25 protein-coding genes are annotated in these 22,958 nt (G+C 70.7%); 15 read left to right on the top strand and 10 right to left on the bottom strand.

All coding sequences use genetic code 11. The annotated features are described in order from the left end of the window. Positions 1-30: 30 nt before the first annotated feature. Positions 31-702: a class I SAM-dependent methyltransferase gene (locus M6I34_RS07905; RefSeq protein ID WP_272485150.1), complete on the bottom strand. Its 672-nt coding sequence runs from the start codon at positions 700-702 to the stop codon at positions 31-33. Positions 703-779: 77 nt separating this feature from the next. Here M6I34_RS07905 and M6I34_RS07900 point away from each other — a divergent pair, with 77 nt between their 5' ends. The 8 genes from M6I34_RS07900 to M6I34_RS07865 all read left to right on the top strand — a co-directional run bounded on the left by M6I34_RS07900 (position 780) and on the right by M6I34_RS07865 (position 9,289). Further along, positions 780-1,409 (top strand): hypothetical protein, encoded by a 630-nt coding sequence (locus M6I34_RS07900; RefSeq protein ID WP_272485149.1) that lies wholly within the window; start codon positions 780-782, stop codon positions 1,407-1,409. Between the two features lie 80 nt (positions 1,410-1,489). Further along, positions 1,490-2,554, top strand: coding sequence for an alpha/beta fold hydrolase (locus tag M6I34_RS07895; protein ID WP_272485148.1), 1,065 nt, complete (start codon positions 1,490-1,492; stop codon positions 2,552-2,554). 225 nt (positions 2,555-2,779) lie between these two features. Continuing rightward, positions 2,780-3,151: a hypothetical protein gene (locus M6I34_RS07890; protein WP_272485147.1), complete on the top strand. Its 372-nt coding sequence runs from the start codon at positions 2,780-2,782 to the stop codon at positions 3,149-3,151. A gap of 112 nt (positions 3,152-3,263) precedes the next feature. Continuing rightward, on the top strand, positions 3,264-3,653 hold the full coding sequence (locus M6I34_RS07885) for a RidA family protein (RefSeq protein ID WP_272485146.1): 390 nt from the start codon (positions 3,264-3,266) through the stop codon (positions 3,651-3,653). 170 nt (positions 3,654-3,823) lie between these two features. Next, positions 3,824-4,765 (top strand): TAXI family TRAP transporter solute-binding subunit, encoded by a 942-nt coding sequence (locus tag M6I34_RS07880; protein WP_272485145.1) that lies wholly within the window; start codon positions 3,824-3,826, stop codon positions 4,763-4,765. A gap of 5 nt (positions 4,766-4,770) precedes the next feature. Then, positions 4,771-6,381 (top strand): sensor histidine kinase, encoded by a 1,611-nt coding sequence (locus tag M6I34_RS07875; protein WP_272485144.1) that lies wholly within the window; start codon positions 4,771-4,773, stop codon positions 6,379-6,381. Beyond that, positions 6,378-6,761, top strand: coding sequence for a response regulator transcription factor (locus M6I34_RS07870; RefSeq protein ID WP_272485143.1), 384 nt, complete (start codon positions 6,378-6,380; stop codon positions 6,759-6,761). Before M6I34_RS07875 ends, M6I34_RS07870 begins: the two co-directional genes overlap by 4 nt. Before the next feature lie 8 nt (positions 6,762-6,769). Then, positions 6,770-9,289 carry a solute carrier family 23 protein gene (locus tag M6I34_RS07865; RefSeq protein WP_272485142.1) on the top strand — a complete coding sequence of 840 codons (2,520 nt, stop codon included), beginning with the start codon at positions 6,770-6,772 and terminating at the stop codon, positions 9,287-9,289. Between the two features lie 19 nt (positions 9,290-9,308). On the opposite strand, the gene M6I34_RS07860 is transcribed toward M6I34_RS07865, so the two are convergent. From M6I34_RS07860 to M6I34_RS07840, 5 genes are all read right to left on the bottom strand, one after another. Further along, a complete protein-coding gene (locus tag M6I34_RS07860; RefSeq protein ID WP_272485141.1) occupies positions 9,309-10,106 on the bottom strand; it encodes a 2-keto-4-pentenoate hydratase in 798 nt (265 codons plus the stop codon). A gap of 22 nt (positions 10,107-10,128) precedes the next feature. After that, positions 10,129-10,596: an MAPEG family protein gene (locus tag M6I34_RS07855; protein WP_272485140.1), complete on the bottom strand. Its 468-nt coding sequence runs from the start codon at positions 10,594-10,596 to the stop codon at positions 10,129-10,131. A 28-nt stretch (positions 10,597-10,624) separates the two neighbouring features. Continuing rightward, a complete protein-coding gene (locus M6I34_RS07850) occupies positions 10,625-11,005 on the bottom strand; it encodes a PIN domain-containing protein (RefSeq protein ID WP_272485139.1) in 381 nt (126 codons plus the stop codon). A 34-nt stretch (positions 11,006-11,039) separates the two neighbouring features. Then, entirely contained in the window at positions 11,040-11,282 is a 243-nt protein-coding gene (locus M6I34_RS07845) for an AbrB/MazE/SpoVT family DNA-binding domain-containing protein (protein WP_272485138.1), read from the bottom strand. Between the two features lie 106 nt (positions 11,283-11,388). Continuing rightward, the gene (locus tag M6I34_RS07840; RefSeq protein WP_272485137.1) at positions 11,389-11,994 is read right to left on the bottom strand and encodes a flavin reductase family protein; all 606 of its coding nucleotides are present in this window, start codon (positions 11,992-11,994) and stop codon (positions 11,389-11,391) included. A gap of 127 nt (positions 11,995-12,121) precedes the next feature. On the opposite strand from M6I34_RS07840, the gene M6I34_RS07835 reads away from it, so the two are divergent. The 4 genes from M6I34_RS07835 to M6I34_RS07820 are packed head-to-tail and all read left to right on the top strand — an operon-like array spanning position 12,122 to position 15,781. Beyond that, positions 12,122-13,291 carry an MFS transporter gene (locus M6I34_RS07835; protein WP_272485136.1) on the top strand — a complete coding sequence of 390 codons (1,170 nt, stop codon included), beginning with the start codon at positions 12,122-12,124 and terminating at the stop codon, positions 13,289-13,291. After that, the gene (locus M6I34_RS07830) at positions 13,288-14,106 is read left to right on the top strand and encodes a MipA/OmpV family protein (RefSeq protein WP_272485135.1); all 819 of its coding nucleotides are present in this window, start codon (positions 13,288-13,290) and stop codon (positions 14,104-14,106) included. Before M6I34_RS07835 ends, M6I34_RS07830 begins: the two co-directional genes overlap by 4 nt. Positions 14,107-14,135: 29 nt before the next feature. Further along, positions 14,136-15,134: a PfkB family carbohydrate kinase gene (locus M6I34_RS07825; RefSeq protein ID WP_272485134.1), complete on the top strand. Its 999-nt coding sequence runs from the start codon at positions 14,136-14,138 to the stop codon at positions 15,132-15,134. Between the two features lie 5 nt (positions 15,135-15,139). Continuing rightward, entirely contained in the window at positions 15,140-15,781 is a 642-nt protein-coding gene (locus tag M6I34_RS07820; RefSeq protein WP_272485133.1) for a 2-hydroxychromene-2-carboxylate isomerase, read from the top strand. On the opposite strand, the gene M6I34_RS07815 is transcribed toward M6I34_RS07820, so the two are convergent. The 3 genes from M6I34_RS07815 to M6I34_RS07805 all read right to left on the bottom strand — a co-directional run bounded on the left by M6I34_RS07815 (position 15,778) and on the right by M6I34_RS07805 (position 18,895). Beyond that, on the bottom strand, positions 15,778-16,419 hold the full coding sequence (locus M6I34_RS07815; protein ID WP_272485132.1) for an urea carboxylase-associated family protein: 642 nt from the start codon (positions 16,417-16,419) through the stop codon (positions 15,778-15,780). The two genes, M6I34_RS07820 and M6I34_RS07815, sit on opposite strands and share 4 nt — an antisense overlap. Before the next feature lie 31 nt (positions 16,420-16,450). After that, complete coding sequence (locus M6I34_RS07810) at positions 16,451-17,851, bottom strand: NAD(P)-binding protein (RefSeq protein WP_272485131.1); 1,401 nt, start codon at positions 17,849-17,851, stop codon at positions 16,451-16,453. A gap of 141 nt (positions 17,852-17,992) precedes the next feature. Next, a complete protein-coding gene (locus M6I34_RS07805) occupies positions 17,993-18,895 on the bottom strand; it encodes a DMT family transporter (protein WP_272485130.1) in 903 nt (300 codons plus the stop codon). 169 nt (positions 18,896-19,064) lie between these two features. On the opposite strand from M6I34_RS07805, the gene M6I34_RS07800 reads away from it, so the two are divergent. Further along, entirely contained in the window at positions 19,065-19,850 is a 786-nt protein-coding gene (locus M6I34_RS07800; RefSeq protein ID WP_272485129.1) for an HpcH/HpaI aldolase family protein, read from the top strand. Then, the gene (locus tag M6I34_RS07795; protein ID WP_272485128.1) at positions 19,847-20,833 is read left to right on the top strand and encodes an NAD(P)-dependent oxidoreductase; all 987 of its coding nucleotides are present in this window, start codon (positions 19,847-19,849) and stop codon (positions 20,831-20,833) included. The genes M6I34_RS07800 and M6I34_RS07795 overlap by 4 nt, the downstream gene beginning before the upstream one ends. A gap of 79 nt (positions 20,834-20,912) precedes the next feature. Here the strand turns inward: M6I34_RS07795 and M6I34_RS07790 are convergent, their stop codons facing one another. Further along, positions 20,913-22,094, bottom strand: a complete 1,182-nt coding sequence (locus M6I34_RS07790) for an alpha-hydroxy acid oxidase (RefSeq protein ID WP_272485127.1) — start codon at positions 22,092-22,094, stop codon at positions 20,913-20,915. A 152-nt stretch (positions 22,095-22,246) separates the two neighbouring features. Here M6I34_RS07790 and M6I34_RS07785 point away from each other — a divergent pair, with 152 nt between their 5' ends. Next, positions 22,247-22,903, top strand: coding sequence for an RraA family protein (locus M6I34_RS07785; RefSeq protein WP_272485126.1), 657 nt, complete (start codon positions 22,247-22,249; stop codon positions 22,901-22,903). The last annotated feature ends 55 nt before the right edge of the window (positions 22,904-22,958 follow it).

Raw genomic sequence — 22,958 nt, 5'->3', positions numbered from 1 at the left:
GTGGACGGGGGCCGGGCTCCCGGGCCGGATTCAGCTCTTCGGTTCGAACACCAGGAAGTACTGGTTCGGCAGGAAGCCGTGCTCCCGCGCCAGGCGGTAGCCGGCGCGCGCGAGCTCGTCCACGACCACGCTGGCCTCGAGCCGGGCCGCGCGCGGCGGGCCGGTCGGCGAATCGGGGCGGAAGTCGATGATCGCGACCCGGCCGCCGGGCTTCAGGTAGCGCTGCATCTCGCGGAAGTAACGCACCCGCTCGTCGATGTGGTGGTGCACGTCGACCATCAGCACCAGGTCGACCTTCTCCGGGATCTTCGGGTCGCTCGGGGCTCCGGCCACGGCGATCATGTTCGGGCGGCCCTCGCGCTTCGCCCGCTCGCCCAGGTAGCGGACCATGTCGGGCTCGACGTCGACCGCGTAGACCTTGCCCCGGGGAAGCATGTTCGCGAGCCGCGCGGCGAAGTAGCCGGTGCCGGCGCCCACGTCGGCGACCAAGGCGTCGGGCGGCAGCGCCAGCGCCTGGATGACCTCGTGCGGCTTCTGCCACGCGTCGCGGGCCGGGTCGTCGAACACGTGGGCCCAGCGCTCGGCGCCGCTGAAGCTGTGCTGGTGGGTGTGCGGAGACTGCGACAGCGCCGGGCCGGCCGACAGGCCGATCGCGGCAGCCAGGGCGACGAGGATCGAACGGTGCAGCGCAACGGGCTTCATGCTTGCATTCGCGGATATCGGGTCCAGAATCGCATCAGCCTACACCCTGGCCGTCGTGATCCGAGGAGAGACCCGAGATGCTGCCCGATCGCTCGTTCCTGCGTTGGCCGGTCGCGGTCCTGTGCGCGTGGATGGCCGGCTGCGCGTCCGCGCCTCCGCTTTCGCCGGTGGCCGATCCGGCAGTTCCGGTCGAGGGGGCCGGCTTCAGCGTGCTGCCACCGGGCGGATCGAACTGGGTGCGCGGCGCAGGGCCGCTACGCGACGCGGTGGTGTTCGGCAAGGCCCACGTCGAGCGGGCCCGCCAGGGCAGCTCGTTCGTGGTGAGCGCGATGCGGGCGGCGGCGCGCGCGGACATCGGCAGCCCCGAGCGCCTTCGTGCCGAGGTCGACGGATCGATCCGTGCCACCTCCGGGCGAATCCGGGTGCTCGACTCGAAGACCGAGTCCTATGCGGATGCGGCTCTCGGCACCGACTGCGTCCGCTTCGAGACGAGGATGGAGGAGCGCGACAACCCTCGCCAGCCCGGCAAGCTGCTGCTGATGACGAGCTGGGGCAAGGCCTGCCGGCATCCGGCCTCGCCGGCGCACTACGTGGTGCTCACCTGCAGCGAGCGGCGCGCGGCGGACAGTCCCTCGATGCTCGACGACGCCTTGCGCGGCGAATGCGCCCGGACCCTCGACAGTCTCCGGTTCCGCCCGATGCAGTGACTGCCGGGAGGGCGGGTGGACGGGCGCTGCGTGCCGCATTACCCTCGACCTGGGTCCCGCTTCGACGGAGAGCTGCAACGATGCCGAACCAGCAGGTCCGCTTCTGCAAGAGTTTCGACGGCGCCGAGATCGCGTGGGCGGTCTCGGGAGAGGGGCCGCCGGTCGTCCTGCTTCCGAGCTGGCTCACGCATCTCGAGTACCAGTGGCGCAGCGTCGCATGGCGACCCTGGCTCGAGGCGCTGTCCTCGCGCCACCGGCTGCTGCGCTACGATCCGCGCGGCTGCGGGCTCTCCGATCGCAACGTGGAGAAGGCCTCGCTGGAGTCCTGGGTGCGCGATTTCGGCGCGGTCGTGGACGCTGCGGGCCTCGATCGTTTCTCGCTGATCGGCATCTGCCAGGGCGGGCCGATCGCGATCGAGTTCGCGGCCCGCCACCCGGAACGGGTCGAGAAGCTGGTCCTCTACGGCACCTACGCGCGGGGCCGCAACCGGCGCTCCACGGTTCCGCTCGAGCCCGAGAAAGCGAAGGTGATGCTCGACATGATCAGGGTCGGTTGGGCGCAACCGGACCATGCCTTCATGAGCGTGTTCGCCACGCAGTTCCAGCCCGAGGGCACGGCGGAGCACCTGCGTTCGTGGTACGAGCTGCAGTGCGCGGCGGCCACCGCCGCCGATGCCGCGGTGCTGACCCAGGCGATGTTCGAGGTCGACGTGCAGCCCTCGGCGTCTCGCGTCGCGTGCCCCACACTGGTCGCCCACGCCGAGCGCGACGCGGCGGTGCCGGTCGAGGAGGGGCGCCTGCTCGCGCAGGTCATCCCTGGCGCGCGCTTCCTGCTGCTCGACAGCGCGAACCACTTCATGCTCGCCGGCGAACCGGCCTGGCCGCGCTTGGTCGAGGCCTTGCACGAGTTCCTGCCGGCGCCCGCCCCGCAGGCGGGTCCGTTCGGCGATCTCACCGGGCGCGAGCGCGAGTTGCTCGAGCTGCTCGCGCGCGGGCTCGACAACCACCAGATCGGCGCGCACCTCGGCATCAGCGAGAAGACGGTGCGCAACCACGTGTCGAACGTGTTCGCGAAGCTGGAGGTGGCGTCGCGCGCGCAGGCGATCGTGATGGCGCGCGACGCCGGGTTCGGTACGGGACGCTGATCCGGGCGATGCGCCGGGCCGGGCGGCCCGCGGATCGCCGACGCGCGGCGGCGCCCGGGGGGCGCGAGCTGTCCGGCATCGGGACATCGGTCCCGCCTTCCGGGCGACTGTCGCCCCGGCGCTCGCCCGCGTCGGGACGGGTGCCTCATGCGCCCCTTGCCGAAGATCGGGACGATTCCTTCGCTGGCTCCGGCATCTCGCCGGCGCCGACCGAAGGAGACGTCGATGAACCCTCGTACCTGCCCCTCGTTCAACCGCGGCGTGTTCCGCCGGACCTGTCATCCCGGCGCCCGCTTGCTCGCGACCGGCCTGGCCGTGCTCGCGCTCGCGTGGCCCGCGACCCATTGGGCGCGGGAGCAAGCGCCCGACGACTGGCTCGCCTCGGCCCCGATCGCCGAGCTGAAGCATGCCTACCTGGCGTGCGACCGGGCCGCGATGACCGGCCTGCTGACGTCGGTCGGGATCATGCGGTGCTCGATGGTCTACGAGACCCTGAAGAATCGGGCCTTCGGCGGCGACTTCCTGAAGTTGCACGAATGGTCGAGGGCGACGCCGTCGTACCCCGGCGCCGCTCGGCTCGCCGACGGCTCGCCCTGAGGGGCCGGGGCCGCAGCACGTCCGGTCCACTGTCTCGACACCGGGCAAAGGCGCGATACTTCGGTTCAGAGCGGCAGGCGACCGAGCCGGCTGCCACCCCGGAGGAGTACCGATGCCCGTCGAGTTCCACAATCCTGCCGGCCTTGCCGCCGGCAGCTATTCGCACACCGCTGTCGTCACCGGCGGCCGGACCGTCTACGTGTCCGGCCAGGTCGCCTTCGACGAGTCAGGCAAGGTGGTCGGTGCCACTTTCGCCGAGCAGGCCGAGCGCGTCTTCCACAACCTGAAGATCGCACTCGCCGCCGGCGGCGCGCAGTTCTCCGACATCGTGAAGATGAACGTCTATGTGCGCGACCTGACCTCGGAGAAGGTGCGCTGCTTTCGCGAGGTCCGTGGCCGTCACCTGGGCGGTCACAAGCCGGCCAGCACGCTGGTGGCCACGCCGGCGCTGGTGCACGAAGACCTGATGCTCGAGGTGGAGGTGGTCGCGGTGGTCGGGTAGTCCCCGACGCCTGCCCTCCCGGCGGAAGCCGGAACTCGTGGACAGAGCTTCCCGGCTCGGTTAAAAATGCCGAAGGCCGGCGCATCGAGGGACCGAGCGTCCGGCCGGTGACGGGCGCGCCCTGGCGCGGGCGGTGTGCCCCGAAAATCGTGGTCCCTGGGGAGGAGGCCATGATCAGGCTCTTGCTGTGCTGGGTCGCGCTGGTGCTCGCGTGCTGGTCGGGCCCGGCGGCTTCACAATCGCTCGAGATCCTCACCGGCGGCAAGGCGGGGGTCTACTATCCGGTCGGCCTCAAGCTGAAGGAGATCCTCGAGCGCGAGTTGAAGGGCGTCACGGTGACCGTGCGCTCCACGCAGGGCACGGTCGAGAACCTGAACCTGTTGCAGCGCGGGGTCGGCGTGCTCGCCCTGGCCCAGGGCGACATTCTCTCCGAGGCGATGGCGGGCAACCCGGAGGCGGGCTTTCCGAGCTCCCGCACCAAGATCCGCCTCGTCGCCGCTGCGTATCCCAACTACATCCACGTCGTCGCCCGCCGCGACGCGCGAATCTCCTCGATCCGCGACCTGGTCGGCAAGCGCGTGTCGGTGGGCGCCGCGCGCAGCGGGAACGAGCTCAACGCGCGGGCGCTTCTCGGCGCCGTCAAGCTCAGCTACGCCGACCTGCTCCACGTCGAGTACCTGCACTACGGCGAGAGCGTCGAGCTGCTGGTGAAGGGCGAGCTCGATGCGATCGTCGTTTCGGCGGGGCTCGGGGTCAAGGCGGTCACCGACGCGAGCACTCGCGCGCAGGTGGCGATCGTGCCGATCGAGCGCGAGATCGTCGAGACGAACGGGCGGATGTTCTTCTCGACCGAGATTCCCGCCAACACCTATCCGGGGCAAAGCGAGCCCGTTCCGACCGCGGCGCTGAACAACTACTTCGTCACGACGATCGACGCTCCGGAGACACGGATCTTCGAGATCACGCGGGCGATCTTCGGGAATCTCGACGAGATCCGCGCAACGCACCAGGCGATCCGCGGGATCAGTGCCGAGAAGGCACTGGCGGTTCGTCCGATCGAGGTCCACCCCGGGGCACTGAGTTTCTTCCGGGCCAAGGGCCTCGCGAATTGACCGGCGTGAGCGCGTGGAGCCGGTGGTCGATCAGGACGACCGTGTTCGTCGCGCCATCGATCATCATCGTGCTGATGCTCGGTGCAATGCTGGTGTTCGACCTTGCGCTTCGCAAGCAGCAGGCCAGCTACCGCGAAGTGGTGCAGGGGCCCCTCACGGTCGCCACGACAACCACGACGCGTCTGTTGCTTTCCGTTTCGGAGGTGCAGGCGGCAGTGCTGCGCTATGCGCAGCTGCGGCAACGGCTGGGCCCCGACGACCCCGTGCTCGGCGATCTTCGCGAATCGATCCTCGACCGCTACGAGGACATCGCGCGCGCGATCGACAGCGTGAAGGCGAGTCCCGTCGGGGCCGGACACGGCGACGTCGTCGCGAACATCGAGGACTTCCTGACGATCCACAGGGCAGTCTCCATGCGCATGTTCGGCGGGGCGCCGGTCGACACGATGTCGATCAGCACGATCATGGCGCATTACCAGCAGCTGCAGGGCTATATCTCCGAGCTCGCCGAGCGATCGCTCGATTCCGCGCTCGCCACCGTCGAGCGCGCCGAGAGGGAGGTGTCCCGGCTGGCCCGGATGCTTGCGATCGGGGCGGCGCTCGTGATCCTGCTTTCGATAGGGATCACGATCTATGTCGGCCGGGCGATCTCCCGGCCGATCAGCCAGATGATCGACATTCTCTCGGCCATCGCGGCCGGAGACCGCGTGACCGAGGTGCCGGGCCGCGACCGGCGCGACGAGATCGGCGAGATGGCCCGGGCGGTCGGCGTTTTCGATGCGGTGACCCGGGAGCTCCGCGATCACGAGCGGTCCCTCGACGAGGCGCGCAGGGCGGCCGAGGCGGCCAACCTGGCGAAGTCGGCCTTCCTCACCAACGTCAGCCACGAGCTGCGCACGCCGCTGACCTCGATCCTCGGCTTCACGCGCCTGATCCAGCGCCGGCTCGAGCGGACGATTCGTCCGGCCAGCCAGTCCGGCCCTGCGAGCCTCGGGCCGGCGGTCGAGGAGGTGAGCGAGCACATCGGGATCATCCTGGCCGAGGGCGAGCGCCTCACTTCGCTGATCAACAATCTTCTCGATCTCGAGAAGATCGAGGCCGGGGAGATGCGCTGGGAAATCGGTCCGGTCGACGCTTCGGAGGTCCTTTCGCAAGCGGTCGCCGCAACGAGTTCGCTGCTCGCGGCCAAGGGCCTGTCCTGCAGGGTCGACGCGGACGGGGACGTCGGCGCCGTGCGCGCCGATCGGGACGGCCTGATCCAGGTGCTGGTCAACCTGATATCGAACGCGGTCAAGTTCACGTCGCAGGGAGGGATCCGGTGCGCGGTGCGGCGGCGCCACGACGGCTTCGTGGAATTCAGCGTCGCCGACACCGGCCGCGGCATTGCGCCGGAGGACCAGGAGGCGATCTTCGAGAAGTTCCGGCAAGTCGGCGACACGCTGACCGACAAGCCGACCGGCACCGGACTCGGGCTGCCGATCTGCCGCGAGATCGTCAAGGACTTCGGCGGCGAGATCTGGGTGGAGAGCGAGGCGGGCAAGGGCAGCACCTTCCGCTTCGTGCTTCCCGGATTCGACGAGCAGGCGCAAAAGCCCCAGGAGAGCACGGACCCATGAAGAAGGTGTTGATCGCCGAGGACCAGGCCCATATCCGGACCCTGATCGAGCGCAGCATCGAGGAACTGGAGGACGACGGGGTGGAGATCCTCGTCGCTCCGGACGGCACGACCGCCCTGTCGACGATCCTCGAGGCGCGCCCGGACGTCGTGCTGCTCGACGTGATGATGCCGGGCATGAACGGCTTCGAAGTCTGCGAGAGCCTCAGGCGCGACGAGGCTGCCCGCCACGCGCATGTCATCTTCCTTACTGCCAAGGGACAGGAGTACGACCGCGCCAGGGCCCGGGAGGTCGGGGCGAACGGCTACCTGATCAAGCCCTTCGACCCCGACGCGCTGCTGGCGGCGGTGCGCCAGGCGCTGGGCTTCGTCGACGAGTAGGGGGCGACGTGCCCGAACCGAAGGCGCCGGGGGGCGTGCGGGAAGCCGGCACCGGCGACGCGGCCGGCCCGGGACCCGCCGGCCGGTTCCTGCGTCGGCTGCTCAGAAAGCCCGGGCTCGCGGCGCACCTCGAAGCCGAACTCGCCCGCCTCGGCCCCGGACACGCCGTGACGGATCCCGGCGGACAGGTGGTCGTCGGCGACCGCGGCGAGCTCGCTGCCGAGTGCCACGAGGTCAGCGCCGGTGGCCGCCTGGTGGCGCGCGTGCACGGGCCGCGCTCGGGCGAGCTTGCAGGCCTGCTGCGCGTGCTGGCTGCGCAGGACGACGAGGCAGGCGCGCTCGCCCGCGAGTCGCTCGACCGCTACAAGGAAGTCACGATGCTCTACTCCCTTTCGGAGAAGATCATCGGGGCCACGGATCCGGGCGAGGTCGCGCAGGTGCTGTGCGAGGAGGTGGCGCGCTTCCTTCGCTGCGACAGCACGACCGTGTTGCTGCTCAATCCCGAGACGAACCGGCTCGAGACGGTGGCCGGGCGCGGCGACCCCTTCCACGACCGGGCGACCCGGGACATCGAGGACGACATCATTGCGTCGGTCCTGCGATCCGGGGTCGGCGAGATCGTCAACGACGTTTCCGCCGACTCGCGATCGCTGGCTGCGCGAAACGTGCTGCAGTCGATCGTCTGCAGCCCCCTGAGGTCGCACGACCGGGTGTTCGGGGTGCTGGTGGCCGGGATGCGGGCGCGACGCGAGTTCAGCGCCGGCGAGCTGCAGGCGGTCAACTCGATGGCGGCGCATGCCGCGGCAGCCATCGAGGCGGCCCGGCTCGATCGCGCCCTGAAATCGACCTCCGCGAAGCCGGTCGACCTGATCTACGCGGTCGATGACCGGCCGCCGGGCGGAATCGCGCTGTTGCTCGCATTCCAGCATGTCCTGATCGCGGTCATGTCGCTCGCCTACCCGGTGCTGGTCACCCTCGAAGCCGGCGGATCGCGCGCAACTGCCGCATCGGTCGTCAGCATGTCGCTCGTGGCGATGGCGTTCGCGACCGTGCTGCAGTCGCTGCGATCCCGGTGGGTGGGCTCCGGGTTTCTCGCCCCGTACGTCACGTCCGCGATCTATCTCGGACCGAGCCTGCTGGCCGCGAGGCTCGGCGGGCTCGGTCTCGTCTTCGGAATGACGATCTTCGCGGGCCTGGCCACCCTCGTCCTGTCGCAACTCGTGCGGCGCTTTCGCAAGCTGTTCCCGCCCGAGGTCTCGGGTGTGGTCGTGCTGATGGTCGGCCTGTCGATCGTGCCCGTCGCGCTGCCGCAGGTCTTCGGGGCCGGCGATGGGGGCCCGGTCGGACGGCCCGCCAGCATCGCGGTCGGCGCCCTGACCCTCGGCACGATCGTGCTCCTCTCAGTGCTGCCGTTCCGCAGGATCCGTCTCTACGCGACGGCCGCCGGCATGGGTCTCGGCTACCTTGCCGGGGCCGCCGCGGGCATGCTGGACGAGACGGCAGTCCAGCGGGTCGGCGAGGTGCCGCTGTTCGGGGTGCATGCGCTACCCGCCGAGGCGCTGCGATTCGATCTGGCGCTGGCCATGGCATTCGTCGCGGCGGTGCTCGCCTCCGTCGTGAAGGACGCCGGGCTGGTGACCAGCTGCCAGAAGACGAACGACGCTCGATGGAAGCGGCTCGATGTGCGTTCGACGAGCGGCGGCATCGTGGCAAGCGGCCTGGGCAACCTGGCCGCGGGAACGCTGGGCGGCGCCGGCGTCGGGATCTCGGGAGGCAGCGTGGGCCTGGCGGCAGCGACCGGCGCGACCGCCCGCACGATCGGCCTGGTCGTGGCCGGCATGTTCCTTGCGCTGGCCTTCATGCCCAAGGTCACGACGCTACTCTCGATGATGCCGGCGCCGGTGATGGGGGCCGGGTTGCTGTTCGTCGCCTGCCACCTGGTTTCCTCCGGGGCCGAGCTGATCACGTCGCGCATGCTCGACGCGCGACGCAACTACGTGGTCGGGCTGCCTCTTCTTGCCGGGGTCGGGATGATGGTGATGCCGGGCATCGCTGCGGACGCGCCTGCCTGGGCCGTGACCGTGATGGGCAGCCCGCTGGCGATCTCGACGATCCTGGCGCTCGGCCTGAACCTGGTCCTGAACGCAGGGGTGTCGAGTCGGGCGCGGCTGGAGCTTTCGGTGGACGCCGCGACGAGGGACAGGATCTCGCGATTCTTCGAGCGGCAGGGTGCCAGCTGGGGGGCGCGTGGCGACGTCATCCACCGAGCGGCGCCGGCCGTCACGGAGTGGTGCGAGGAGGTCGCGATCGTGTCGGGCGCCACGAGGCTTCGGGTGGAGCTCCAGTTCGACGAATTCCGGCTCTCGGTGGTGGTGCGGGACGCTCGGGCCGATGCAGACCTGGTCGGTGTGCAGCCACTGGAGACTTCGGCCAGTCTCGAGCGCGTGCTGCGAACGATCGAGCGTCGTTACGAGTGCAAGGCGCGGATCCTGGACTCGCGGTCGGTTGGCCTCGAGTTCGAGCACTGAAGGGGCGCGGGCCGATCGCTCAGTCGATCGCCAGGCTGAGACGGCCCAGGCCCTCGACCTCCGTCTCGACCCGGTCGCCGGCCTTCAGCCACTGCGTGGCCACCACGCTGCCGAGCAGCACGAACTCGCCCTTTCTGAGCGGCGGCAGGCTGTGCTCGATGCGCGCGTTGGCCAGCCAGGCCAGAGCGTTAAGGGGATGGCCCATCACGAGCTCGCCCCGGCCGCGCCCGACCTCGGTGCCGTTGATCGACATCCGGCCCTGCAGCGCGGCCAGGTCGAGCGAGCGCCAGTTCCTGCGCAAGGGCCCGAGCACGCAGCCGGCGTTGAAGAAGTCGTCGGCGACCAGCAGCGGCACGCCCAACGACTTGTAGTCGGCGTAGCGGTCGTCGACGATCTCGATCGCGGCCATCGCGCCCTCGACCGCGTCGGCGACGGTCTCGCGGTCCCAGGCGGTCGACCGCGCGGGCAGGTCCCTGCCCAGGCGCACGGCGATCTCGCACTCGACGCCGACGCGCACGAAGCCCTTCGCGGGGATGCGCGCGCCGCTCCTCATGACCGTCTTGCCGAAGACCTCGCCCGCGCAGGGGCTGGGGATGCCGAGGAAGGCCTGCATGACCGGAGTGGTGCAGCCGATCTTGTGGCCGACCCGCGGGCCCATGCCGGCGCGCTCGAGGAGCCTATTCGCTTCGGCCTGCAGCGCGTAGCCCGATCGCAGGTCGCGAGGGGCGTCGGGAACTTCGAGAATCGGGTGCAGGTCGAGGCGCTGCCTGACCAGCGAGGCGGCACCTGCCGCGGTGGGGTTCGTGGTGATGGTCATGGGTGGTTGGCGGGCGGGGGCGTCAGTAGCCGAGCGCCGCCAGCAGCGTGCGCGCGGTCATGAAGATCAGGATCAGCGAGCCGATCGTCCACAGCGTCGCCCGCGTGTCGTGGGTGCGCGCGCTCAGGTAGGCCGCGAAGTGCAGCAGGCGCGAGACCACGTAGCCGTAAAGCAGCGCCTGCGCGAGCAGCAGCGGCGGGCCGGTCAGCACGTACAGGAATCCGGCCACCAGGAAGAGCGGGATGTTCTCCAGGTCGTTCTGGTGGATGCGCCGGATCCGTTCCACCCGCTCGTTCGGTACGAGCTGCTGCGGGTCGGGCGAAGGGTTCAGCGGGGTCCTCTTCAGGTCCTCGGGCGATCGGTAACCGCCCTTCTCGGCCATCATCCGGTAAACGGTGAGCCAGGCCATGCCGACCGTCTTCAGGATCATCAGCGTTGCGGCGATGGCGTAGGTGGCGAACAGCGGGTCGTGCAGGCTCAGCTTGTCCATGCTTTTCTCCCGGGTAGGTGACTGGCGCTCAGCCGCGCAGCAGCCTTGCGCCGTCGATCCGCGCTGCCGCCTTGTCGAAAGTCCACAGCGGCGGATGGCCGGCCTGGATCGCCAACGCCACGTGCAGGCAATCCGGGAAGTCGGCCGAGCTCTCGGTGTAGCGGGCGAGCGCGAGTTCCAGGGCGGTTTCGGACTCGAAGCTCAGCTCCGCAGTGGAGAGCAGGGCGGAAAGAGCCCGAAGCACTTCGCTCTTTCCGAAGCCGAAATTCGAACGCAGCACCCACTCCAGTTCGAGGAATACGGTGACCGGAACGTGCAGCGCCTGTCCTTCCGAAATGCAGCGCCGTATCAGCCTCCTTGCCGCTGCGAGCTGTGTGGCATCGTCTCGCACCAGGTAGCGGACCAGCACGTTGGTATCGAGCGCGGGCACCGGCGTGACTACCCTAATCGCCCCAGGCGTTCATCTGTTCCACGGTCACGTGCTTGCCCTTTTGGGGCTCGAGCATTCCGGAGAGCTCCAGGATCGATCGGGTCTTGGCACGGACGATGACCCTGCCGTCGGGCATCACGTGCCATACGAGGCGGGTGCCGGGCCCGGCGCCTATCCTGTCCCTGACCCGCGCTGGCACGGTCGTCTGGCCCTTGACCGTGACGGTGGACTCGACCAGCTCGCTCTCCTTACGCATCTGAAAATAGTAATGCGGACGCCCGGTGGGGGCAAGCCCACCGCGGAAAGCATGGCACCGTCGCCGGCTCGACGAAATCGGCCGGATGGCCTACGGCTTGCGCGCACTACGATTGACCCTTGGGCGGACCGGGCAGCGGCTTCGCTCGCACCACCTCCGCAGCCACCGCGAACACGCCGCTGCCCAGGTGATGAAGCGTGTGAAGGTCCGCGTTCTCGGGTCCGAAGGCCCACTTGCCACCCTCGAACACGCGCGCGTCCGCCTGGGCCGACACCACCTCGGCGAAGAAGGTGTCGTAGGCCTGCTCGGTGTGCGGCTCGGCGATTACCCGGCATTCCAGCCAGCCGATGCAGCCGGCGACCAGCGGCAGGCCCAGCTCGGGGCCGTCGAAGGCCTCGATGCCGTACTCGGCGAACTTGTCGGTGCCGCGCGCGACCGCATCCCGTCCGCTGGTGCTGCCCACGGTGAAGGCCAGGTCGGCCTGCGCGCGGCAGGGAAGGTTGATCGCGAAGGCGCCGCTCGCGGCGACCAGCTCGCGCGTGAAGGTGCTCTTGTCGATGACCACCGCGATTCGCGGCGGCGTGAACTCGACCGGCATCGACCAGGCGGCGGCCATCAGGTTGCGCCGTCCTGCGTGCGCGCTGCTGACCAGCACGGTGGGGCCGTGGTTGAGAAGGCGGGAGGCGTGGGCGAGGGCGACGGGTTTTCTCATGCTGGAGGGGCCAAATCGGCCAGGAAAACGGGATGGTCATCCCGGAAAGGATGGGCCGGAGCATAGCCATTCGCCGGGTGAAAAGCTAAGTTGCGGCATGCGCAGCCCGATGACTTCCCGCGAGCCGATGAGCTCCCGACAGCGCGCCGTCGCCGCGGTTGCCGCGGCCACCGCGGTGAACCTGCCCTTCGGAACGATCTACGCGTTCAGCGTGTTCCTGAAGCCGATGGAGGAAATGCTCGGCATCGGCCGCGCGCAGATGAGCTTCGTGTTCGGGCTGGCCACGATCTGCCTGACCGCGGGCATGAACCTGTCGCCCTGGCTCTATCGGCGGCTGCCGCCGGTGGCGGTGCTGGTGCTGGCCGGCTCGGGCAGCGCGCTCGGGCTGTGGCTGGCGGCCAGCGCAAACGGCATCGCGCAGCTCGCGCTGGGCTACGGCCTGATGTTCGGATTGGGCGGAGGCGTCGGCTTCATCCTGGTTCAGCAGGGCGTCAACCAGACGCTGGCCACGAGCGGCGGACTGGTCAACGGCTTCGTCGTGGCGCTGTATCCGCTGGGCGCGATGATCGGCGCGCCGCTGTTCGGCTACACGATCGCGGCCTTCGGCTTGCGCGCCACGCTGGCAGGGCTCGGCGCGACCGTGCTCGTGGCCTGCCTGTTCGCCGCGTGGCTGCTGCAACGGGCCGACATCCGGATGCGCGATCCCGGCGTCCAGGCCGGCGGCGCGATCGACCGGCGCTGGCCCTTGTTCGCGAGGCTGTTCGTCGTGTTCTTCCTGGCCGCGGCCGCCGGGCTCACGGTGATGAGCCAGGCTGCGGGGATCATCCAGGCCTACGGCGGGCGCACGGCGCTCGCGCTGTGGGCGACGACGCTGATCACCGCGGCGATCGCGGCGGCGCGGATCGGCGGCGGCTGGCTGGTAGACCGCTTCCCGATGCCGCGGGTCGCCGCCGGCGCGCACCTGTGGTCGCTGGCCGGCGCGATGCTGCTCACGTTCTGGCCGGGCCCGCTGCTCGCGGTGCCGGCGCTGGCGATGATCGGCATGGGCTACGGCTTCATGTCCGGGTCGGTGGCCGGCGCGATCGCGCGCTACTGGCACCGCAACGAGTTCGGGCGGATCGCGGGCCAGCTCTACATCGCGTGGTGCGTCGCCGCGATCAGCCTGCCGGTGCTGGCCGGCTGGCTGTTCGACCGCACCGACGGCTACGGCGCGGCGGTGCTGGTCGCCGCGGGCGGCAACCTGGTCGGCGCGTGGCTCGCGCTCGGCTTGCCGCGCCAGGGGGAGGCGGCGCGATGACGGGGCGGCGCTGCGCGGCCGCGCTTCTCGCATCGTCGATCTGCTGGCTGCCGCTCGCAGGCGCGCAGTCGAAGTGGGAGGCCGGCGTCGGCGCCGCGGCCGTCTACCTGCCCGACTATCGCGGATCGGACGAGGGCAGCGCCTACGTGCTGCCGTTTCCGTACTTCACCTACACCAGCGAACGGCTGCGGATCGATCGCAGCGGCATCGTGGCGCGGCTCTTCGATTCCGAGCGGGTCGAGCTCGACGCGAGCTTCACCGGCGGCATCGCGCTGCGCAGCGGCGGCAATCGGGCGCGCGAGGGCATGCCTACATTGCACCCGACCGGCGAGGCGGGGCCCGAGCTGGTCGTGCACCTGGTCGGCGAGCGCGACGTCCGCGGCGCGCCGAGGCTGGACCTGCGGCTCGCGGTGCGCGCGGCCTTCGCGTTCGGAGACGGCCGCATCGAGCACGTGGGCTGGACCGCGAGCCCCTACCTGAGGCTGAACCTGCCGAACGCGATGGACACCGGGGCGGACCTCAACCTCACGCTCGGCCTGCTCTACGGCGACGATCGATACCACGACTACCTGTACTCGGTTGCGCCGCAGTTCGCGACCGCCGCGCGCCCGGCCTACGACGCGCCGGGCGGCTACGCCGGAATCCAGTCGCAGCTGAGCTTCGGTCGCCGCTTCGGCGACTTCTGGTTCGGGGGATTCCTGCGGGTGGACTCGCTGCGCGGTGCCTCCGCGCTCGAGGACAGCCCGCTGGTGCGCTCTCGCGCTTACGTGGCCGGCGGGCTCGGCGTTGCCTGGATCTTCGCGGGGTCGCGGTGAGCGCGCCGCCGACCGGGAGCGCAGGCGGGATGGCGGACGCGCCCCGGATTCTCTGCATCGGCGCGGTCTTCTGGGAGTCGCTGTTCCAGGTCGACGCGCTGCCTGCCGGCGGCGTCAAGCTGGTTCCGCGCGCGGGACGCCAGCATGCGTCCGGCATGGCGCCAGCGGCGGCGATAACGGTCGCGCGCCTCGGCGGACGGGCCGCGCTGCTGAGCCGGGTCGGCGACGATCCGGCAGGGCGCAGCGTGGAGGCCGATCTGCGCGCCGCCGGTGTCGACATGTCGGGCGTGGAGGTCCGCGCGGGCCGGGCCACTCCGTTCTCGTCGGTGCTGGTCGACGCGCGCGGCGAGCGCCTGGTCGTGCCCTGCGTGGAGCCGGGCTTCTTCGACGGAACGGACGGGCTGGTGCTCGATCGTGTGACCGGCGCCGCGGCGGTGCTCGCGGACATGCGCTGGGTCGACGGCGCGCACGCGCTGCTGCAGCGGGCCCGCGAGTTCGGCGTGCCGACCGTGCTCGACGCCGACGTCGCGCCGCCCGATGCGCTTCGGCGGCTGATGCCGCTGGCCGACCACCTGCTGCTGTCGGAGGGCGCGCTGCGGCTGATGGCCGGGAGCGGCGGAAGCGGGGGAAGCGGCGAGAGCGGCGAGAGCGGCGGAAGCGGCGAGGTCGGGGGCTACGCCCAGGCGCTGCGGCAGCTGGCCGACGACCTGCCCGACGCGAAGGTGCTCGGCGTCACGTTGGGCGCCCGCGGCGCGGTGCTCGTCGATCGCGAAGCGCCCGACGAGGCCGTATCGCACCTGCCGGCATTCGAGGTGCCGGTCGTCGACACGCTGAACGCGGGCGACGTCTGGCACGGCGCCTATGCCTGGGCGCTCGCGCGCGGACTGCCGTTGCCGGAAAGGGCGCGCTGGGCGCATGCTGCCGCGGCGATCAAGTGCTCGCGGCCCTGGGGGCGGCACGGCATCCCCGTCCTGGACGAGGTTCGCGCCTTCCTCGCCGATCGAGCTCGAACCTCACTCGAGGCCTGACCCCGATGAAGACGATCACCTTCCATCTCGACTTCGTTTCGCCCTATGCCTGGCTCGCCTTCGACGCGCTGCCGCGCGCGCTCGATGGGATGGAGGTCGAGGTGGTCCGCCGGCCGGTGCTGCTCGGGGCGCTGCTGCGCGAGCTCGGCAGCCTGGGCCCGGCCGAGATACCGCCCAAGCGCGACTGGACCTACCGCCAGGTGCTGTGGCTGGGGCGCCGGCAGGGCACGCCGCTGCGCATGCCAGCGCGGCATCCGTTCAACCCCGTGTCGCTGCTGCGCCTCGCGCTGGCGACCGATGCCGGCGGCCGGCCAGGCGCCGCCGTGTGCGACGCGGTGTTCCGGCACGTCTGGGAGAGCGGCGAGGACCCGCTGGATCCCGAACGGCTGGCCGCGCTCGAGCGCAGGCTGAGCCCCGTGCTGGACCCGGACGGCCCCGAGGTGCGCGCACTGCTGCGCTCGAACACCTCGGATGCGATCTCGCGAAAGGTGTTCGGCGTGCCGGCCTTCGAGGTCGACGGACGGTTGTTCTGGGGGCTGGACTCGCTGCCGATGCTGCGGGCCTTCCTGGAAGGCGACCCGTGGTTCGCCGGGCCCGACTGGGAGGCGGTGACCCGACTTCCCTACGGCCTGCCGCGCGACCGCTAGGCGGGCTCGAACACCTCGACGCGCACCGGCGTCGACTTGCCGCCGTTGCAGTCACCGGACTCGAGCGGGCAGACCGACAGCGCGACCAGCAGCGGCATCTCGGCGCGGAACTCGACGTGGTCGCCGGCGCGGCTGGCCGGCAGGCCGATCACCCATCGATGCCGCGTGCAGTCGTGCTCGTAGCGCATGTTGATGTCGAAGGTGTCCGCGATGTCCTCGGGCAGCAGGCCGTAGGGCGCGACGGCCTTCGAGATGATCTCGTGGCAGCCGTCCTGCGGCCCGAGTCCCAGCTGCACCTCGTACAGGTAGCGGTTGCACATCCGGTTGTGGCAGTCGTGCACCCCCTTCTCGGGAGCCGTCTCGTCGATGAAGGTCATCATCGGCCGGCAGAGCGTGGACATCAGGGAGTCGCCGACGTTGATCCGGTCGCGCGGGATGTAGTCCCCGACGTGCTTCGGCAGGTAGCGGGTTCGCGAGTACGAGGTCGAGAGCTTCTCGCGCAGGTTCTGCAGGTTGAACAACGCCATGTCGACGACCTGCCTGCCTTCCAGGTCGACGACTCTCAGGTGCTGTCCGGGCTGCATCTCGACGGCGATGCCGTGCTTTCCGGGCACGACTCTTTCGAGGACCTTGTTCAAGGATGTCTCCATGCGGGTTCGGGCTTCGGGTTCAGCGGGCGCTCGCGAGCAGCTCGGACAACCTCGCCACCCCCGGCTTGATCGCGCGGCTCCAGCGCTCGAGGATCGCGCTGCCGGCGGGCGTGGGCTCGCGCATCGCGCGGGCGATCATGGCCGAGAAGGTGTCCAGCCGCGACTCGACCAGCCAGCGCTGCAGCTCGGGCGACTGGCGCCAGGCGAGGCTGTTGCGGGCATCGGCCAGCTGGTTGCGCAGCCAGTCGACCGGTTCGTCGGGGATCGGCACCGGCGTCGCCATCGCGTTCTTCGTCGCGTCGTCGGCGATCGTCGCCTCGAGGTGCGCGACGAGCGCGCCGCTGAAGGTCGGCGAGCAGCGGCGAACGTACTGGAGCAGGATCCTCCCTTCCTGGAAGATCGGCTGCGGCTTCTTTCTCGGGATGCCGTCGACGCTGCAGTGAACGTGGACATGGTCGGGCGAGGTCGGGACGGTCCCGCCCTCCAGCAGGATCCGGTCGGGCTCGATCGCCGTCACGTGGCCGAGGCGCACCACCTTGCGGATCCTGCGCATCTGGGCGAGCTCGGCATCGCTGACGACCGCGCAGCGATACATCGTCGGCCAGACCGAGCCGTCGATGCGGCAGAGCTGCCCCTTCTCCTCGAGTCGCGCGAACAGGTCGTCCAGCGATGTCGCATCGCGCGCCGACTCCATCTCGTGCGCGAACGCGCCGATCGTCTGCTCGAAGAAGTCGTGGCTCGGCTGGACGTTCCTGCGGTTCAGCAGCCAGGCATCGCGCGGGCGTATCCAGGTGATCGTGTCCGGGTCCGCGCCCTGCTCGAGCAGCCAGACCGCCGTGTCCATCGCGGTCTTGCCCGCGCCCACGATCACGAAGCCGGCGCAGGGCTCGCGCAGTTGCACGAGCTCGTTCGGCGGCACGCAGCGCACGCCATCTGCCACCGCGAAGGACGGGGCGTGCGTGGCAGGCACGCGGGTGTCGGCGAAGGTCGCATCGACGATCCTGCGGCGGGCGTGCACGCGGGTGCCCGCACCGTTGACGCGGGAGCGGACGACGCCGTCCTCGTAGTCGCTCAGCGGCAGCCAGGCGACCCGGCCGCTCGGCAGCAGCCGCTGGTGCATGACCTGGTCGAAGTAGGCGCAGATCTCCGGGCCGGTAGCCAGCTCGTAGAGTCCCTGGTTCAGGCCGGTCCGGTCGATCAGGCCCGAGCCGAGCGGCCGCGAGTTGACGCCGTAGTTGGCCGACGGGCCGTGCAGCCGCACGAAGGGATACGCATCGAGCCAGTGCCCGCCAGGCTTGTGCCGGCGGTCGACGATCGCCATGCTGGCGTCGCTGTCGTCGAGCAGCGTGTCGGCGAAGGCCATCGCCGTGGCACCCGCGCCGACGATCAGGTAGTCCGTTTCCAGGGAGCGCTCGGCCATGTCGGTCTCCGCGAGGAATCACGAAAGACGCTTGCCGCGTCGGGGCAGCCAGGCTCGCCGTCGAGCCGCGGCTTGGCGGTGGGCAGGAGGAGCGCGAGGTGCTTCTTGTCGGACGATTGTGGGGCGCGCCTCGCCCAGGTGTCAACGCGCGGCCTTGCCCGCCTGGCCGCTGATGCCGACGTAGATGCCAGCGGCGATGATCATCGCCGCGCCGAGCCAGGTGAAGGCATCGGGCACTTCGGCGAACAGCAGGTAGCCGACCGCCACCGAGCCGATCATCTGCCAGTACTGGAAGGGCGACACGAAATTGGCCGGCGCGTAGGTCATCGCGCGGGCCACGCAGTAGTGGCCGAGGCCGCCGATCACGCCGAGGCTGACCAGCAGCAGCGCGTCGGTCGCCGATGTCGGCGTCCGCCAGGAAAACGGCACCACGAGGCTCATGAGCAGCGAGCCGACCAGCGCCGAGTAGACCGCCGAGGTCTCGGGCGGGTCGAAGCCCGCCACCCGGCGCGTGAGGATCTGGTAGATCGCGTAGCAGGTCGCGGTGCCGAGGATCAGCAGCGACGCCCACTGGAACACCGCCGAGCCCGGCCGGATCACCACCAGCACGCCGGCGAAACCGGCGAGCACGGCGGCGATCCGCGACAGCGTGACCTTCTCGCCCAGGATCGGGCCGGCCAGCATCACCACGATCAGCGGCGCGGTGAACGAGATCGAGGCCGCCTGCGCCATCGGCACGTACTTCAGCGCGGTGAAGTACAGGAAGGTCGATCCGATCAGCATGCAGGAGCGAAGGAACTGGACGCCCGGCCGCCGGGTGCGCACGACGCGCCACCCTGCCTTCGGAACGAACAGCGCGAGCATGAAGACGAGGTGGCTCACGGTGCGGGCCCACACGACCTGTTCCGACGAATAGCCCTGGCTCATCAGCTTGGCAAGCCCGTTCATGACCGGAAACAGGCTGGCCGCCGTCAGCATGAAAAGGATGCCGAGCAGCGGGCGATAGGGCTGGTGGCCGGCAGCAGCCGGGGAGGAAGGAGGCATGGCACTGCAGCTTAGGGCATGACGAGGCCCGCGCCGCCGGGGGGCGCCGTGTTTCGAAACGAACGGCCCGCGACCGCGGGCTGGCCGAAGCGACCGACCCGACGCCGGGCTGCGTGCCGTGGCGATCCCGCCTAGAATTCTCCGGAAAGCCTGCGAGGAGACCGACACGATGCGCCCGAACACGATCAAGGCCGAGGTCATGGCCGGCCGCCCGGTGGCCGGCGCGATGGTCTTCGAGTTCTTTTCGCCGGGCATGTCGGCGATCCTGGCCAACGCGGGCTGCCGCTTCGCGATCTACGACATGGAGCACACCGGGCTCGGCTTCGAGACGCTGAAGTGGCTGTTCGCGACCTGCCGCGGCCTGTCGATCGAGCCGATGGTGCGCGTGCCGCGCGGCGAGTACCCCTGGATCGCCCGCGCGCTGGACCTGGGCGCGCGCGGCGTGATGGTGCCGATGGTCGAGTCCGCGGAGCAGGCGAAGGCGATCGTGCAGGCATGTCGCTACCCGCCGGCCGGCAGGCGAGGCGCGGCCTTCGGCTTCGCGCAGGACGACTATGCGGGCGGCGACGTCGGCGAGAAGGTTCGCGCGGCGAACGCGCGAACGATGGTGCTGGCCCAGATCGAGACCGAGCGCGGCCTCGAGAAGGTCGACGAGATCGCGGCCGTCGAAGGCGTCGACGTGCTGTGGGTCGGGCACTTCGACCTGTCGAACTTCATGGGGATCCCGGGCCGCTTCGACGACCCCCGCTTCGAGCAGGCGATGCGGCGCGTGGCCGAGGTCGCGAAGCGCCACGGCAAGGCGGCCGGCTTCATGGCCACCGATCGCGCGTGGATCGAGCGGGTTCGCGCGATGGGTTACACGATGATCGCGGTCGGCACCGACCCGGGGCTGTTCGGCGCCGCGGTGCGGGGCCTGGTCGCGCAGGTCGCCCAGGGCGAAGGAGCGTCGCGATGAGCACGAGATTCCGCGTGGGCCTGACCCGCGACCTGCTGACGCCCGCCGGCCGGCCGTCGTTCGGAAGCGGCCCGCTCGAGGCGCTTTCGCGAAACCCGGCCATCGAGTGGGAGTTCCTGCCCGAACAGGTCTCCGAGATCACGCCCGACATCATGGCGCGCTACGACGGGCTGTACGTGAGCTCCCCGCGAGTGCCGGCCGCCGCGGCCGCGCGCGACGATTGCCGCGTGCGCATCGTGGCCCGGCACGGGGTCGGCTACGACTCGGTCGACGTGAAGGGGCTGGCCGCCCGCGGCATCGTGACCACGAACACCCCGGTGGCGGTGCGCCGGCCGGTCGCGGTCGCGGCGCTCACCCAGATCCTCGCGCTCGCGGGCCGGCTTTTCGCGAAGGACCGGCTGACCCGCGAGGGCCGCTGGAACGAGCGAACCGCGCACATGGGCCTGGGCCTGACCACGCGCTCGCTCGGTGTGATCGGCGCGGGCGGCATCGGCCGGGAGTTCCTCGCGCTGGCACGGCCCTTCGGCTGGCGGATGCTGGCGGCCGATCCGTTCGTCGACGCCGCGGTCATCGAGGGCTTGGGCGCGAGCAAGGTGTCGCTCGACGATCTGCTGGAGCAATCCGACTTCGTCGTCGCGCTGGTGCTGCTCGACGACAGCACCCGCCATCTGATGAACGCGGAGCGCTTCGCGCGGATGAAGCCGACCGCCTTCTTCGTGAACATGGCGCGCGGGCCGATCGCCGACGAGGCCGCGCTGATCGAGGCGCTGCGCTCGGGCACGATCGCCGGCGCCGCGCTCGACGTGTTCGAGCAGGAGCCGGTCGACCCGGGCAATCCGCTGCTCAAGATGCACAACGTGATCGTGACCCCGCACGCGCTGTGCTGGACCGACGAGTGCTTCGACGCGATTGCCCGCGAGGGGCTCGGCTGCATCGTCGACTTCTCGATGGGCCGGCGGCCGGCGTCGGTCGTGCCGGCCTGAGCGCGACCACGCCCGGGACCTGCGTTTCAACGCATCGCTGGCGTCTCGGCCCGGGCCGGCATCTCGGCGCAGTGGTGCCTCAGCCCAGGGGCGGCGCCTCGGCGAGCAGATCGGGCCCCAGCTCGTCGACGCGCGCGGCGCCCAGCAGCCCCATCGCGCGGTCGAACTCGCGCCGGTAGATCTCCAGAAGGTGGGCCACGCCCGCTTCCCCTGCCGTTGCCAGCCCCCACAGCTGCGGCCGCCCGATCAGGCCCGCGGTAGCGCCCAGCGCCAGCGCCTTGGCCAGGTCGGCGCCGCGGCGGATGCCGCCGTCGATCAGGATCGGCAGGTCGGGGCGCGCGGATCGCGCCGCGGCGACGATGCCCGGCAGCGCCTCGATGCTGCTGATCGCGCCATCGAGCTGCCTGCCGCCGTGGTTCGACACGATCAGGCCGTCGACGCCCAGGGCTGTCGCCTGCCGGGCTTCGTCGGGATGCAGGATTCCCTTGAGCAGCAGCGGCCCTTTCCACTGCTCGCGCAGCGCGCGCACATCGTCCCAGTCCATCGACGGATCGAGCAGCGAGGCGAGCCGCCCGGCGAGCGCGGCGAGCTCCTCGCGCGAGCCTTCGCGCAGGTAACTGCCCATCGTCAGGCGGGGCAGCGCGTTCCGCATGCGCCACAGCCAGGGCAGTTGCGGCGCCATCGCCAGCAACTGCCAGGGCGTGAAGCGCGGCGGTATGCCGAAGCCGTTGCGCAGGTCGCGCTCGCGGTTGCCGAGCAACTGGTTGTCGACCGTCAGCACCAGCGCGTGATAGCCGGCCGCCGCCGCGCGGTCGGTGAACTCGCGAGTGAGCCCGCGGTCGCGATAGACGAAGACCTGCATCCACCGCGGCTCGGTGCGCAGGGCCGCCAGCTCCTCGATCGTGCAGACCGATCCGTGGCTCAGGCAGTAGCCGATCCCGGCGGCCGCCGCGGCCCTCGCCGAGCAGAGCTCGCCGTCCGGCCAGAACAGCCCGGCCAGGCCGGTGGGGCCGATCATCAGCGGCATCGAGAGCCGGTGGCGAAACAGCGTGGTCGACAGGTCGCGCTGCGCAGCGCCGTTCAGCGGCCGCGGCACCAGGGCCTTGCGGGCGAAGGCGCCTTCGTTGCGCCGGAGCGTCCACTCGGTCTCGGCGCCCCCGTCGGCGAAATCGAACACCGGGCGCGGCAGCTTGCGGCGCGCGAGCCGGCGCATCGCGTCGACGTTGATTGCCTTGTGTCGCCAGCCGGACGATCGGCTCATCGCGGATCCCCTCGATCGCTCGAAAACGGTCCCGTCGGCTCGACGCGACGATCGCGTATCGATAGCATGGCGCGAGCACTGGGGCAATGCCGGCGGCCGCGACGCGGTTCCGGGAGATGCCGGATCGTCACGCCGCTGCGAGGAGCCATCCCTTGATCGATGACGCACCCAAGATCCGCGTCGCGGACGATTTCCGCCGTCCGCGCCCCGACCAGCTGGCGGCGCTGCACGGCGTGCCGACCGGTTTCGTGGTCGACGCGCTGGCCGGCAGCGGTGGGCTCGACTACCGGATCAAGCCGGTGGTGACCGGGCAGCACGCCTTCTGCGGGCCGGCGGTCACCTGCCGCGCCGGCCCGGCCGACAACCTGGCCGTCTTCGCCGCGCTGGTCCACCTGCAGCCGGGCGACGTGATCGCCGCGGCCGCCGACGGGCACACCGGCTGCGCGATCACCGGCGACCTGCTGCTCGGCATGGCGCGCAACTGCGGCGCCGCGGCCTTCGTGACCGACGGCTGCGTGCGCGACGTTCCGGGCATCCGCGACGTGGGCCTGCCCTGCTTCGCCGCCGGCGTCACGCCGAATTCGCCGGCGCGCGAGGGCCCGGGCACCGTGGGCCTGCCGATCGTGCTGGCGGGCGTCGCGATCGCCACCGGCGACATCCTGATCGGCGACCAGGACGGCGTGGTCGTCGTTCCCTTCGATCGCATCGACGAGACGATCGCCCGCCTCGACAAGGTGCGGGCGGCCGAGGCGGAACTCGACGCGAAGGTCAAGGCAGGCCTGCGCCTGCCGCCCTTCCTGAAGGGCTGAAAAGCCGCCTGCCGCGCCGCGCGCGACCCCCGACGAGATTCGACCCCAGATCCGG

The organism is Zeimonas sediminis (genome assembly GCF_023721795.1).
Lineage (GTDB): Bacteria > Pseudomonadota > Gammaproteobacteria > Burkholderiales > Burkholderiaceae_E > Zeimonas > Zeimonas sediminis.
This window is presented reverse-complemented; position numbering and strand designations above follow the sequence as displayed.

Excerpts from the sequence above, each read along its gene's own strand:
- M6I34_RS07905 (WP_272485150.1), bottom strand. The coding sequence starts at position 702 with ATGAAGCCCGTTGCGCTGCACCGTTCGATCCTCGTCGCCCTGGCTGCC.
- M6I34_RS07900 (WP_272485149.1), top strand. The coding sequence starts at position 780 with ATGCTGCCCGATCGCTCGTTCCTGCGTTGGCCGGTCGCGGTCCTGTGC.
- M6I34_RS07895 (WP_272485148.1), top strand. The coding sequence starts at position 1,490 with ATGCCGAACCAGCAGGTCCGCTTCTGCAAGAGTTTCGACGGCGCCGAG.
- M6I34_RS07890 (WP_272485147.1), top strand. The coding sequence starts at position 2,780 with ATGAACCCTCGTACCTGCCCCTCGTTCAACCGCGGCGTGTTCCGCCGG.
- M6I34_RS07885 (WP_272485146.1), top strand. The coding sequence starts at position 3,264 with ATGCCCGTCGAGTTCCACAATCCTGCCGGCCTTGCCGCCGGCAGCTAT.
- M6I34_RS07880 (WP_272485145.1), top strand. The coding sequence starts at position 3,824 with ATGATCAGGCTCTTGCTGTGCTGGGTCGCGCTGGTGCTCGCGTGCTGG.
- M6I34_RS07870 (WP_272485143.1), top strand. The coding sequence starts at position 6,378 with ATGAAGAAGGTGTTGATCGCCGAGGACCAGGCCCATATCCGGACCCTG.
- M6I34_RS07860 (WP_272485141.1), bottom strand. The coding sequence starts at position 10,106 with ATGACCATCACCACGAACCCCACCGCGGCAGGTGCCGCCTCGCTGGTC.
- M6I34_RS07855 (WP_272485140.1), bottom strand. The coding sequence starts at position 10,596 with ATGGACAAGCTGAGCCTGCACGACCCGCTGTTCGCCACCTACGCCATC.
- M6I34_RS07845 (WP_272485138.1), bottom strand. The coding sequence starts at position 11,282 with ATGCGTAAGGAGAGCGAGCTGGTCGAGTCCACCGTCACGGTCAAGGGC.
- M6I34_RS07840 (WP_272485137.1), bottom strand. The coding sequence starts at position 11,994 with ATGAGAAAACCCGTCGCCCTCGCCCACGCCTCCCGCCTTCTCAACCAC.
- M6I34_RS07835 (WP_272485136.1), top strand. The coding sequence starts at position 12,122 with ATGAGCTCCCGACAGCGCGCCGTCGCCGCGGTTGCCGCGGCCACCGCG.
- M6I34_RS07830 (WP_272485135.1), top strand. The coding sequence starts at position 13,288 with ATGACGGGGCGGCGCTGCGCGGCCGCGCTTCTCGCATCGTCGATCTGC.
- M6I34_RS07825 (WP_272485134.1), top strand. The coding sequence starts at position 14,136 with ATGGCGGACGCGCCCCGGATTCTCTGCATCGGCGCGGTCTTCTGGGAG.
- M6I34_RS07820 (WP_272485133.1), top strand. The coding sequence starts at position 15,140 with ATGAAGACGATCACCTTCCATCTCGACTTCGTTTCGCCCTATGCCTGG.
- M6I34_RS07810 (WP_272485131.1), bottom strand. The coding sequence starts at position 17,851 with ATGGCCGAGCGCTCCCTGGAAACGGACTACCTGATCGTCGGCGCGGGT.
- M6I34_RS07805 (WP_272485130.1), bottom strand. The coding sequence starts at position 18,895 with ATGCCTCCTTCCTCCCCGGCTGCTGCCGGCCACCAGCCCTATCGCCCG.
- M6I34_RS07800 (WP_272485129.1), top strand. The coding sequence starts at position 19,065 with ATGCGCCCGAACACGATCAAGGCCGAGGTCATGGCCGGCCGCCCGGTG.
- M6I34_RS07795 (WP_272485128.1), top strand. The coding sequence starts at position 19,847 with ATGAGCACGAGATTCCGCGTGGGCCTGACCCGCGACCTGCTGACGCCC.
- M6I34_RS07790 (WP_272485127.1), bottom strand. The coding sequence starts at position 22,094 with ATGAGCCGATCGTCCGGCTGGCGACACAAGGCAATCAACGTCGACGCG.